This window comes from Rhizobacter sp. (assembly GCF_031412495.1).
GTDB lineage: Bacteria > Pseudomonadota > Gammaproteobacteria > Burkholderiales > Burkholderiaceae_C > Schlegelella_A.
This window is the reverse complement of record NZ_JANODC010000022.1, coordinates 1-11,822: the sequence shown is the minus strand read 5'-3', so window position 1 is coordinate 11,822 and position 11,822 is coordinate 1. Positions and strand designations below refer to the sequence as shown.

9 protein-coding genes and 3 pseudogenes are annotated in these 11,822 nt (G+C 64.7%); 4 read left to right on the top strand and 8 right to left on the bottom strand.

Going from position 1 to position 11,822, the window contains the following annotated elements:
- From AC30N0_RS00905 to AC30N0_RS00895, 3 genes and pseudogenes are all read left to right on the top strand, one after another.
- Positions 1-1,068, top strand: a 1,068-nt coding sequence (locus AC30N0_RS00905) for a heavy metal translocating P-type ATPase (protein WP_489516061.1), incomplete at its 5' end; no start/stop codon positions are given.
- A gap of 51 nt (positions 1,069-1,119) precedes the next feature.
- Positions 1,120-1,386: a glutaredoxin family protein gene (locus AC30N0_RS00900; RefSeq protein WP_489516060.1), complete on the top strand. Its 267-nt coding sequence runs from the start codon at positions 1,120-1,122 to the stop codon at positions 1,384-1,386.
- 9 nt (positions 1,387-1,395) lie between these two features.
- Positions 1,396-1,542 (top strand): annotated as a pseudogene (locus AC30N0_RS00895) (2Fe-2S iron-sulfur cluster-binding protein); the annotation flags it as partial.
- Between the two features lie 329 nt (positions 1,543-1,871).
- On the opposite strand, the gene AC30N0_RS00890 reads toward AC30N0_RS00895, so the two are convergent.
- The 6 genes and pseudogenes from AC30N0_RS00890 to AC30N0_RS00865 form a co-directional block, all read right to left on the bottom strand.
- Positions 1,872-3,416, bottom strand: a complete 1,545-nt coding sequence (locus AC30N0_RS00890) for a phospholipase D family protein (RefSeq protein WP_489516059.1) — start codon at positions 3,414-3,416, stop codon at positions 1,872-1,874.
- A 369-nt stretch (positions 3,417-3,785) separates the two neighbouring features.
- Entirely contained in the window at positions 3,786-4,169 is a 384-nt protein-coding gene (locus AC30N0_RS00885) for a copper-binding protein (RefSeq protein ID WP_489516058.1), read from the bottom strand.
- 77 nt (positions 4,170-4,246) lie between these two features.
- A pseudogene (locus AC30N0_RS00880) lies at positions 4,247-4,543 on the bottom strand (DUF411 domain-containing protein); the annotation flags it as partial.
- Positions 4,544-4,590: 47 nt separating this feature from the next.
- A complete protein-coding gene (locus AC30N0_RS00875; protein ID WP_489516057.1) occupies positions 4,591-5,100 on the bottom strand; it encodes a cupredoxin domain-containing protein in 510 nt (169 codons plus the stop codon).
- 43 nt (positions 5,101-5,143) lie between these two features.
- Positions 5,144-6,559, bottom strand: coding sequence for a multicopper oxidase family protein (locus tag AC30N0_RS00870; RefSeq protein ID WP_489516056.1), 1,416 nt, complete (start codon positions 6,557-6,559; stop codon positions 5,144-5,146).
- A 19-nt stretch (positions 6,560-6,578) separates the two neighbouring features.
- Entirely contained in the window at positions 6,579-8,015 is a 1,437-nt protein-coding gene (locus AC30N0_RS00865; RefSeq protein WP_489516055.1) for a TolC family protein, read from the bottom strand.
- Between the two features lie 2,094 nt (positions 8,016-10,109).
- Between AC30N0_RS00865 and AC30N0_RS00860 the strand changes: the two genes are divergently transcribed.
- Complete coding sequence (locus AC30N0_RS00860; protein WP_489516054.1) at positions 10,110-11,009, top strand: LysR family transcriptional regulator; 900 nt, start codon at positions 10,110-10,112, stop codon at positions 11,007-11,009.
- Here the strand turns inward: AC30N0_RS00860 and AC30N0_RS00855 are convergent.
- Together AC30N0_RS00855 and AC30N0_RS00850 are read right to left on the bottom strand one after the other, a co-directional pair.
- Positions 10,955-11,428 (bottom strand): CPBP family intramembrane glutamic endopeptidase, encoded by a 474-nt coding sequence (locus AC30N0_RS00855; RefSeq protein ID WP_489516053.1) that lies wholly within the window; start codon positions 11,426-11,428, stop codon positions 10,955-10,957. The two genes, AC30N0_RS00860 and AC30N0_RS00855, sit on opposite strands and share 55 nt — an antisense overlap.
- A 200-nt stretch (positions 11,429-11,628) precedes the next feature.
- Positions 11,629-11,822 (bottom strand): annotated as a pseudogene (locus AC30N0_RS00850) (hypothetical protein); the annotation flags it as partial.

Sequence of the window (11,822 nt, the reverse complement as noted above, 5' to 3'; positions counted from 1 at the left end):
CGCAAGGGCGAAGCCTTGCAGGCGCTGCGCGATGTGAGCGTCATCGCGCTCGACAAGACCGGCACACTGACCAAAGGACGCCCCGAGCTGACCGACCTCGTTCCCGCCGTGGGCTTCGAATACAACGAAGTTCTGGCGCTCGTGGCGGCGGTCGAGACCCGTTCCGAGCATCCGATCGCCGAAGCGATCGTCGCAGCCGCAAAGCAGCAGGACATCACGCTCGAAGCCATCGAAAGCTTCGACGCAACCCCGGGCTTCGGCGTGTCCGCCAAGGTCGCCGGTCGGACCGTCGCCGTCGGCGCGGACCGGTTCATGACGCAGCTCGGTCTTGATGTGGCGAGCTTCCTACCGACCGCCCAGCGTCTCGGCGAGCAAGGCAAGAGTCCGCTCTACGCTGCGATCGACGGCCGCTTGGCGGCGGTGATCGCAGTCGCCGATCCGATCAAGGAGACGACGCCCGCGGCGATCAAGGCGCTGCACGCGCTCGGACTCAAGGTCGCGATGATCACCGGCGACAACGCAGCTACGGCCGCGGCGATCGCCAGGCAGCTCGGCATCGATGAAGTCGCGGCCGAGGTCTTGCCCGACGGCAAGGTCGCGGCGCTGAAGAAGTTCCGGATCAATGGCGCGCGGGTCGCCTTCGTGGGCGACGGCATCAACGACGCGCCGGCGCTCGCCGAAGCGGACGTTGGGCTCGCCATCGGCACGGGAACCGATGTCGCGATCGAGGCGGCTGACGTGGTGCTGATGTCGGGCGACCTGCGTGGCGTGCCGAATGCCATCGCGATCAGCAAGGCGACGATCCGCAACATCAAGCAGAACCTGTTCTGGGCCTTCGCCTACAACGCCGTGCTGATCCCGGTCGCGGCGGGCGCGCTCTACCCGGTGAGCGGCACCTTGCTTTCGCCGATCTTCGCCGCGGCCGCGATGGCGCTCTCCAGTGTGTTCGTGCTCGGCAACGCGCTCCGGCTCAGGCGCTTCCGGGCACCGATGACGGTCGAAATCCGCACTGAGACGCCGGCAAACTGGGCGGCAGCGCCCAAGTCACGCCTAGTGAACGAGCATTGATCTCGGGCCGGAGCCCGGCCTAGTTGATACCAAAGTATTAAGGAGGCCGTCATGGCCAGCGCATCTCATCCCCCCGTCCTCATCTACACGACACCGGCTTGCCCTGACTGCCGGGCGTTGAAGGCTTGGCTGGAGAGAGAGGAGATCGCATTCGAAGAACGCGACCTCTCCAACCCCAAGATCATGGCGGAAGCCAAGGCGCGCACCGGCGTGCGTGTCGCACCGATCAGCTTGGTGGGTGATCAGGTCTTCTACGGCACGTTCCCGTCGCAAAAGCCGGGCCTGACTGTGGCGCTCGGCCTGTCCCATACCGCCTGAGACAGAACCATGACGAATCATGTCTACATACGCCAGGCTGGACGCACCCTCGCGGTGCCGGAGGGCGTCACCATACTGGAAGCGGCACGCGCCGACGGCATCGCCTATCCGCATGGCTGCCGCTCCGGGCGGTGCGGGTCCTGCAAGTCGCGCCTCGTCGGCGGCGAGGACGATCTCCTGCCGGATGGGGCGGCGACCCAGCGCATCCACGTGCTGTTTGAGCCCCGTGATCCGGTGATTGTCGAAGGGCCGTTCGGCTCTTCCTGCCTGCGCGAGCAGCATGCCGGGCCGATCCTATGCGTCGCCGGCGGCTCGGGCCTGGCGCCAATCAAAGGGATCGGCGAGGCGGCGATTGAACGCGGCAGGAAGCAGCCGATCCATGTCTATTTCGGAGCTGGCTGCCTGTCAGGGGGCAGTCGCGTCCGCTTTCCGGCAGAAGAGCTTGAGGTGCAAGCAGTCGCAGACTCTATCGGCTGCGGTACGCTTCAAAGTAGTTCTTCCGGCGCAAATGGCGCCAGTAGCTCGAGCAGTACACGTAGCCAGAACGGCGCCTCAGGCTCACTGGTGTGCACTTCGTCGTCGGCGCCGGCGGGGGTCAGCCATTCGATGCCGCCGCCAGGGAGCAGCCGCAATCGATGCGCGCCTTGTAGTTTGGCGAGGTTAGCGAGTCGCCAGGCTTCGCCGGCGACCTCCGGGCTGTGGATGAACAGACCCATCTCCGAGTTGTAGTGGTTCGAGCGGGGATCGAAGTTCATCGAGCCGATGAACAGTTCCTCCCGGTCGAAGACAACTGCCTTGGTGTGCAGGCCACCGACCGATGCGCCGAACAAGAGGCGTTGCGACTCGCGCCCGGCTTTGATGGGACTGAGCTCGAACAGCTCGACACCAAGGGTCAGCAGTTCGTGGCGATAGCGCCGGTAGCCGATGTGCGCGAGTGGCTGGTCGGTCGACGCGAGCGAGTTCGTCAGGACGCTGACCACAACGTCCCGAGATCGGACCGCGCGGATCAGATCCATTCCTCGGCGGCCGGGAATCAGATAGGGCGACACCAGCACGACCTCAGAACGCGCATCGCGGATATGCTCGAGCACGTTGAGGCGGACTCGACTTGCCGGCGCCGGCGATCCCGCTCGAGCCGGTGGCGCCGAAGCGCCCGCGTCTGCCTCCGGGTACGGCGGATCCGCGAATGCCTCGGCAGGACTCCAGAGCAGATCGAGCCTGCCGCGGTCCAGCTCTCTAGCTAGCTGCCCGTAGCCCAAGGCATCGCTTGCCGGCATGTCTTGCAGAGCAGGTGGGTGTGCCACGCGGGTCACCTGGTCGAAGTAGGCCCGCAGATCAGTAGCCGGTTTACTGCGATCCGCGAGCGTGTGTACCGGGAAAGCGGAAGGGCTGTTCCAGTAGCCGTCGAAGATCGCCGCCAGCTCGGGGACTATCGCTCCGGTTGTAAAAACGTCGAGGTCGATGAAGTTGGCCAGTGGGTGGCGCGTGAAGTACTCATCGGCAATGTTTCGGCCGCCGGCTATCGCCATCACCCCATCGGCAATGAACAACTTGTTGTGCATCCGATGGTTTAGGCGTTCGAACTCGGGCAACGAGGCCGCAAAGCGCCGGACCAGACCGCCCTTGCGGGAAGCGAACGGATTGAACAGCCGCACTTCGACGTTTGGATGCGCCGAAAGCCCGAGCAACAATTCGTCTTGACCCAAGGTGTACAGATCGTCCAGCAACAGTCGCACGCGGACCCCACGGAAGGCGGCGTCGCGCAGCTCGCGCAGGACGCTATGGCCCGTCGCATCGCTCTTGATCAGGAAGTATTGGAGGTCGAGTGAGCGCGCGGCGCGTCGTGCGAGCTCGAGCCGAGCATCGAGCGCGAAGGCGCCGGAAGGCAGCAGCCGAAAGCCGCTCAGCGCTGCGTCCGGGGAAGAGCTGCTGGCAATTCGACCCAGTTCGGTGCCGGTCGAGGCAGGTATCGCCGCCGACTCGCTTCGGGCGGTGCCCGTTGGCAGGCTGGCACACCCGCTTACCAGCACAGCATTGCCGAATAGCAGCCCAGCTACCAGCCACCTGCGGAACGCAAAGCGCGGGAGCAGCCCAGCGCAGACCCGTGGGCACGGAGACTGTCGGGTTGTTGCTCTCAGCGCGATGCCCCTTTGCGGCGCGAGCGACCGCGAGCCCTCGGTTGCTCCGGCGGAGGTTTCTTGGCGGGTCCTTTCCGATGCCGACTCAGATACCAAACAGACAAGGCGATCACGAGCGCACTCAAAAGGGCCAGCAGCAGTAGCTGGCCATGCCAGGCCGCCGGCATGCGCTCGAGCCCCTTCAACTCATGCGGCATGAATCAGCTCTACAGCTCACTTCCGGCTGCCTCGGCCAGAAAAGAGCCGCGCGCCGAAGCAGGTTTACTTTGCGGCTTCGATGTTCGTGACGGTGAAAGCGCCGTTGACCTTTTCGGCGGTGAACCGCACCTTGTCGCCCATCTTGACCTTGTCCAGCATCGCCGGGTCCTTGACCTGGAACACCATCGTCATGCCGGGCATCTCCAGGTTCTTGATCTCGCCATGCTTTAGCGTCAGCTTCTTGTTGTCCATGTCGACTTTGCGCACCTCGCCCTCGGCCATGGCCGAAGTCGACGCCGTCGGTTGGGTGGCCGCCGGTTGAGTGGCCGGTTCAGTTGCCTTGACGGCTTGGGCGGCGGGCTTTGCGTGGGATCCATGGTCACCTGATGCCCATGCGGTACTAGCCAGGGACGCGGTGCCGAGCAGGAAAACAATGGTCTTGTTCATCGAAAACTCCATTCAGGTTGCTAATCGCCATCGGCTTAGTGCTTGTGCACCTTACCGATGGCTTGGCCGAACCTTAGTCACGCCATATGCTGGTAGACCTTGGTCGAGCCGTCCTTCGTGAGCAGAAGCACGTCGAAGGAGTCCTTACGGCTGCCGTAGACGGCGCCGTCCATACCGGGAGATCCAACGGGCATGCCGGGGACGGCGAGGCCCACCGCTGCGGGCTTCTCGGCGAGCAGCCGCCTGATCTCGCGCGCGGGCACGTGGCCCTCGATCGCATAGCTGCCGACAAGCGCCGTGTGGCAGGAGCCGTGCTTTTTGTCGACGCCCAGACGGGCGAGCACCGCGTTGTTGCCGGTGTCGCTGACCTTCACCTTGACAGTCGCGACGACCTGCCGACGCGAGAGTCCTCGTATCGCAGTCACTTGCCCGCTCCTGCGGCCACGACTTTGATCTTGCCGACCATGCCCGCCTGGTAATGGCCGGCGATGAGGCAGGCAAAGTCGAAGTCCCCCGGGCGGTTGAAGGTCCAGACGATCTCCCCGGTCTTGCCCGGGGCCACATGTGCCATGTAAGGCTCGTCGTGCTCCATCTCCGGGAACTTCAGCATCAGCGCGGCGTGCTTGTCGTTCTCGGCCTTGGTCCCGATGACGAACTCGTGCATCACCTTGCCTTTGTTGCGGACGCGAAAGCGGACCGTCTCGCCCTCGCGTACCTCGAGCCGATCAGGAGTGAAGCGCATCGTGTCGAGCATGCCGACATTGACTGTGCGCTTGGCGGCCTTGGCGTCCCCTCCGATGCCCCAGTCCTTCTGCTCCTTCTTGACCGGGCCCGCCTTCTTTCCGTGCGGGTCGCTGCTGTGCGCCTGGACCGCAAAGCCGGATGCAGCGATGGTGGCCGAGAGCAAGATTTTGGCGATCGTTCGAAACATGGTGGGGTTCCTTTGAGTGGACTGAATGTGTTTGGCTGAACAGTTAATGCTTGGAGTGCCCGGCCGGTTTACGAACCTGGACTTCGATTTCGCGCGCAGGTTTGCCGCGCGTCGGCATCGACTGACCGCCTTCGGTGGCGAAGCGTGCCGGATCGGGAAGCGCGCCCGTCCACTCGAAGGCCACCGAGCCGGCCGGATGCTTGTACCAACCGGGGTCCTTGTAGTCGCGGTGGGGCTGGTCGCGCCGCACCTTGACGACGCTGAACATTCCGCCCATCTCGACCGAACCGAAGGGCCCGGCGCCGCTCATCATCGGTGCCGTGTTGTCGGGCAGCGGCATCTCCATCTCGGCCATGTCGGCCATGCCGCGCTCGCCCATCACCATGTAGTCCGGGATCAGTTTGGTGATGTCGCGCACGACCTGGCGGTGGTCGACGCCGATCATCGTCGGCACGTCGTGGCCCATCGCGTTCATCGTGTGATGGCTCTTGTGGCAGTGAAAGGCCCAGTCGCCCTCCTCGTCGGCGAGGAACTCGAGCTGCCGCATCTGGCCCACCGCCACGTCGGCGGTCACTTCGTACTTGCGTGTCGACTTCGGCGTCGGCCCGCCGTCGGTGCCGGTGACGAGGAATTCGTGGCCATGCAGGTGCATCGGATGGTTCGTCATCGTCAGGTTGCCGATGCGAATGCGCACCTTGTCGTTCAGCCGCACATTCAGCGAATCGATGCCCGGGAAGACGCGGCTGTTCCACGACCAGATGTTGAAGTCGAGCATCGTCATGATCTTCGGCGTGTAGGCGCCGGGCTCGACGTCGTAGGCATTGAGCAGGAAGACGAAGTCGCGGTCGACCTCGTCGATCAGCGGATGCCTGGTCTTCGGATGCGTGATCCAGAAGCCCATCATCCCCATCGCCATCTGCACCATCTCGTCGGCGTGCGGGTGGTACATGAAAGTGCCCGGACGCCTCGCGACGAACTCGTAGACGAAAGTCTTGCCGGGCCCGATGGCGGGCTGGGTCAGCCCGGTGACGCCGTCCATGCCGTTCGGAAGGCGCTGGCCATGCCAGTGGATCGAGGTGTGCTCGGGCAGCTTGTTGGTGACGAAGATGCGCACCCGGTCGCCTTCGACGACCTCGATCGTCGGCCCCGGCGACTGGCCGTTGTAGCCCCACAGGTGCGCCTTGAAGCCGGGCGACATCTCGCGCACGACCGGTTCGGCAACGAGGTGGAACTCCTTGACACCGGCGTTCATACGCCACGGCAGGGTCCAACCGTTGAGCGTCACGACAGGGTTGTAAGGCCTGCCGGTGTTCGGCACCAGCGGCGGCATCGTGTTCGGCGTGGTCTGCAGCACGGGCTCGGGCAATGCGGCCATCGCCACCTTGCTCACCGTAGAAGCGGCTACCGCGGCACCCGTGGCGGCGGCCCCAGCCAGGAATCGTCGTCGATTCGTCGTCATTTGTCCTACTCCAGGAAGGTCAGTGACCGGCGGTGCCGCCGGTGCTTGCTGTCGGCTCTGCCTGCATCAACAGCGCCGTGCTGGGTCTGCCGATCAAGGCGCTCTGCAGGGCCGCGTCGGCCAACCAAAAATCGCGTTGAGCTTGAATGGCCTGATTGACGCTGAGAATCTGCTCTCGCGCATCGGCCAGCAGTTCGAACACTCCGATGAACATCCCGTTGTATCGGAGCTGGTTCTCTTCCGCGATCGTCCGCCGGAGCGGAACCACCTCTTCCAGGTAATGGCGGGCAACGTCGTAAGCAGTCCGGTAAGAGCCGTAGTTCTCCCGGACCTGCGAAGACGCATCCACGGCAAGCTGAGCCGTCCGGTTCAATGCCGCCATATACGTAGCCTGCGATCCGGCACGTACGGCATCGCCAAAATCAAAGATTGGCAGAGGAATCTCCAACTCGTATCCCTTCTGGGGCGGCTTGCCCGTCTCGCTGTTGCGGACAACGCCCAGGTGGAATCCATTCAGAAAGCCGGTGACGCGCGACAGACCCAAATCTCGCGCCGCGAACTCCAGATTGGCGCGGGACAGGCGGATATCGACCCGCTGGTCGATCGCTTGCTGCGCGACCTCCGATTCCGTTCTCGGCGCTTTCGGTAAGTCGGGCAAGCGATCGGGGAGCTTCAGCTGCCGCGCTTGCGCCTCGCTCAAGCCGAGCGACCGAACAAGTGCTTCATGAGCGCTCTGCCGTGCTTGTCGCGCGTGAGCAAGCCGTGTGACCGCGTCAGCGGCGAAGGACTGCTCCCGAGCCCGCTGCAGCCTGCTGAAGTTACCCGCGGACTGCATCCGGCGCGCGAGCTCGGCGCTCGCGTCGGCGCTCGCCTTGACTTGCGCTGCATACTGCAGGGATTGCTGCGCAGTGACGGCGCGAACCCAGTCCTGCCGAGCCTCCGTCGCCGCTTGCACCACATCGCCTGCAAGCCGCAGCTGGATCTGCTGCTGTCTGTAGTCGGCCAAGCGCAATCGTGTTGGCAACAAGAGCAGATCGAAGACGGAAACGCTGAGCATTCGCCCGATGTCGAGATCGGTGCTGCCTCCCTCTCGGCGCACCAGGCGCTCGAAAGTGAAGATGGGGTTCGGGAGCCGTGCCGACTGCGTCGCAGCCGCCGAGTTCGCGGCGCTTTCGAACAGTGCCGCCTGGAGGGCTGGGCTGTGTGCGAGCGAGATCCGGACCGCATCGTCGGCGCTGAGCGGTTGGCCGAGAAGTGCGTCCACCCGGTCCTGCGCTTCGCGCCGAGCCTCATCGGTGGTCAGCCACTTGAGCTCGGAACCGAGCCGTCTGTCCGTGAGCCTTTGGGCGGCGGTGAAGTTGTCGTTGATCGCGGTGCTCGCGCATCCCCCCAGTAGGAGCGCAGCGCCGATAGCGGCGATCGCAAGGCGTGGGCACGGCACATTGCGTGACGTCATCGCGTATGTCCTCAGTTGTGGTTCTTGTGAACGGAAGACGCCGCACCGGCGGGCGCCGGTGCCTGTCGAGGCGCGGGCGCTGAAGCAGAGCCTGGTGGCGTGGGGCGCAAGCCGGGCGAGCTCGGGGCCGCAGCCGGTGCGTCGGTTACCGCGTTGCCCGCTTGCGAGCCCGCGGCCTCTCGGGCGTAGACCCGCCAGCCACCGATACGTCCTACGTTGTCGTTAACCGCTTTCCACGCCGCCACGGGCTCGTCGATGAAACGTCGATAGCCTTCGAAGGCCGACTGGTAACCAGGCCCTGCAGACGCGTTGGAAGCCGGTACTGCTGCACTCCCGGACGCTGCAGAGTCGGATCGCTGGGCAGCACGCGGCAGTGTTTGCGCGGGTTGGGCGGCCGCCGGCGTTGGCATGGTCTGGGCCAGAACCAACCCCTGGGGCGACGCGAACAACGCGGCGGCCAATGCCGCACGCGAAAGCAGATTATTCATTGTCTCGAACCATCTGAAACGCTGACGACAACGTCAGCTGGAGCTCGTGCGGCTGCGCACGAGGCCGATCAGACCTCTTGCGGAGGCCTCAACGGGTCAGATGGTTCGTGGGGGGCGCTCCTGCCCGTCCGAGAGGAAGCTTGGCGGGGGAGCAGAAAAGTCAGGGAACAGCGCAGCTGGATGAGCCGGCGGCGGAAGAAACGAAGGCAAGCCGCTGACCAAGGGAGTGACCGAGCAGAAAGCCGAGCAGAAGTTGCACTGGTCGTGCGGCGCAGTCTGAACCTCGTCGCCGAAGGCTGCTGATCCGTGCTCATGAGCACGATGCTCATGGGTGACGCCAACTTCCGCTGTACGGTCATGAAGCGTCACCCGAAGCTGACCTTGCATACCAATGCCGGCCGGAGGGCACAGCATTGCTGCAGCCATAGCGGCCTTGATCGGGAGCAGGACCGCCAGGAACACTAGCAGCCAGTAGCGAAACGATTTCACAACGCTCAGATTAGCACAGGGCAGGTTTCGGCAACTCCGTCGGGGCATCGATCAAGGCCGTTAGGCAGCTTAGACATTATCACCGTCGCAACGTCAGCCCTCCACTCACGGACCGCGTCAACGGTGACAGCAGGCGCCGAGCTCGTCAACGTTGCATGGGACGCGGACGGCCGGTTCATCAAGCAGCTGGCAGTCCTAGCCGGCAGGTTCGTCGAGGTGTGCAGCAAGCTGGCACACGGAACAAGGTTGCATGGTCGTTCCGGGCCGACGGGCCGCTTGACATCAACGTGCACAACCACCTTCGACAAAGACGTCCGCTTCGCAGCGAATCAGCCGATGTGAAGAAATCCGATGGTGTGCTGAATGTCGAGGTTGCGCCGGACTATTGCTGGAGGTGCAGGAACTCGACCCGAAGCTGCAGGAGCTTCAGACGATGAAAGCGACGCTGAAGCGGAGCACGGGTTCGGGTCGGGACGATCTCGCGATCCGAGGGGTCCGGCTAAAGCCGGGAAGACACTGAAGCTACCGGCGATCGAGAAGCAGTTTGAACGAAGCAGACGAGGTCGTCTTGTTCGTGTGTGCCTGCGCGAGCGCATTCACCTGGCGACTCGGGCGCCTTCGGTTCTGCCACAAGCCGTGCAGCTCGCAGATCTGCTCGATCGAAAGCGCAGGTCACGGGACTGCCGGACGAAGCGAAGCGTGCTCACCTCCCTGTCGGTGACCTTCGTACCCGCCGCCTTGGCGACGGGCGGCGCTTCTTCCTGTTCGTCGACATCGTGGGCTCGACGATGGCGACGTCGAGCGCGAACGGTCCCATAGCGCGGGCTCGAGGCGCTGCCGTCGTGGGGTAGCCGCGTAGGCATGCGCATGAGCTGCGATGAGCAGAGTGGCCGGTGCGGCGAGGCCGCGTCGAAGAAGGCGGGTCATGTGGTTTCGCTTTCGTCGTGGCGTTTCATTGTCGGAGCCGGGTGCGAGAGAACAACTGGCTTGCGACGAAGGGCAGCTGCGGCGTGCGAATCGACTAACGGCGGTCGCAGGTAGCAGCCTTCCCGGGTACTCCCCAAAATCGCCGTGATCCCCAACCCGCTACGCTCGGCACGCCGCTGGGAGCGACGCCTTGTCCAGACCGGATCTCAATCTGCTCTACACGTTCGACGTATTGCTTGCCGAAGGCAATGTGGCTCGCGCTGCACGACGACTGCACCTGAGCCCCTCGGCCATGAGCCGTGCCTTGGCACGGCTGCGCGAGGCGACCGGCGATCCGCTGCTGGTGCGCGCGGGTCGCGGCCTGGTCCCTTCGCCGCGCGCGCTCGAGCTCCGCCAATCGATCAGCAGACTGGTGAACGACGCCGAGGCGGTCCTGCGACCCGCAGGCAAGCTTCGTCTCGACGAGCTCGAGCGAACCTTCACGGTGCGAGCCAGTGAAGGCTTTGTTGAGAACTTTTGCGCGCGTCTCCTGGCCGGTATCGAACGACAGGCGCCGGCGGTCCGCCTGCACTTCCTGCACAAGCTGGACAAGGACAGTGGGCCGCTGCGCGATGCAACCGTGGATCTCGAGACCGGCGTCGTCGACGAGGCGATCAGCCCGGAGGTGCGTGCGCAGGCGCTGTTCCGGGACCGCTACGTCGGAGTCGTGCGGAAAGGACACCCCCTGGGCAAAGGAAAGATGACAGCCGAGCGGTTCGCCGCTGCGACCCATGTCCACGTCTCACGCCGGGACAACGACACAGGCCCCATCGACGACGCCCTCGCAGCTCTCGGCCTGAAACGACGAGTCGCCACGATCGTCGGCGGGTTCTCGGCCGCGCTTGCACTCGCCCGAGAAACGGATCTGGTTTGCTGCGTCCACGAGCGGCACACGGGCGTCCTGTTCGCAGGCATGCAGAGCTTTACCCTTCCGCTGACGCTTCCCGAGTTCACGGTGTCGATGCTGTGGCATCCGCGTCTGGATGGCGATGCTGCTCACCGCTGGCTGCGCGGCTGCGTCCGAAAGGCGTGCGCCAGCACGGAAGAGTGAGCCAAGCGCAGCAAGAGCAGGCCCGCGCCCGCCCACACTAGCAGCGCGACGGCGGACTCTTCGATGCCGCAGGCCCCTCCGGTGAACCACTCGGGGCCCTTCAGCTCGCCGCGAACCCAGCCGCTGGCCTCGTGACCTGCGACCGGCAACGACAGCACAGCGGAAAACATGTAGTTCCAGGCAGAGTGCATGCCGATGGGCAACCACAAGCGCCCGGTGAGCTGGAAAGCGGCCCTGAAGGCGATCGACGCCGCAGCGGTGACGAGGACGCCGATCCAGCTGATCTGGCCCGGCAAATGCGCAGCAACGAAGAGGACGGTCGAAAGCAGGAACGCCCACCGACTGCTCCACGCCTGCTGGGTGATCCGGAAGATCACGCCGCGGATCAGCAGCTCCTCCATCACCGCGACCAACAGCATCTCTGGCACTCGAGCGGCGAGCCGCGTGCTGTCGTCCCAGTCGTCAACGCTGTAGACGCCCAGACCCCAGAGCGACGCCAGCGTCGGAAGTGCCTACATCCCGCCAAGGGCAACGCCGCGCTCCGATTTCCCCAAGCGCCCCACGAACGCTCAGCTCACTGACTTGACGATGGTCCAGCCATCGCGCGTATGCCCAGTAGTCAAACGCACAGGCGAGCGCCGCGACGGCGTTCGGCCAGTTGGCCCGTGTGTGGCACGCACAGTGCGGACGCCGTCGTGAACAGCACCACGCCGCCCATGAACACTCGCCGGTGGCCGACGCTTTCGCCGAGCGCGGCACAAGGCAGCAAGCCCATCACCGACGCCGCCTGGCAAGCCGTGACAAGCCAGACCG

What these genes read in the sequence shown, in the direction of transcription:
- AC30N0_RS00900 (WP_489516060.1), top strand. Translation starts at nt 1,120, where the DNA reads ATGGCCAGCGCATCTCATCCCCCCGTCCTCATCTACACGACACCGGCT.
- AC30N0_RS00885 (WP_489516058.1), bottom strand. Translation starts at nt 4,169, where the DNA reads ATGAACAAGACCATTGTTTTCCTGCTCGGCACCGCGTCCCTGGCTAGT.
- AC30N0_RS00875 (WP_489516057.1), bottom strand. Translation starts at nt 5,100, where the DNA reads ATGTTTCGAACGATCGCCAAAATCTTGCTCTCGGCCACCATCGCTGCA.
- AC30N0_RS00870 (WP_489516056.1), bottom strand. Translation starts at nt 6,559, where the DNA reads ATGACGACGAATCGACGACGATTCCTGGCTGGGGCCGCCGCCACGGGT.
- AC30N0_RS00865 (WP_489516055.1), bottom strand. Translation starts at nt 8,015, where the DNA reads ATGACGTCACGCAATGTGCCGTGCCCACGCCTTGCGATCGCCGCTATC.
- AC30N0_RS00855 (WP_489516053.1), bottom strand. Translation starts at nt 11,428, where the DNA reads ATGCTGTTGGTCGCGGTGATGGAGGAGCTGCTGATCCGCGGCGTGATC.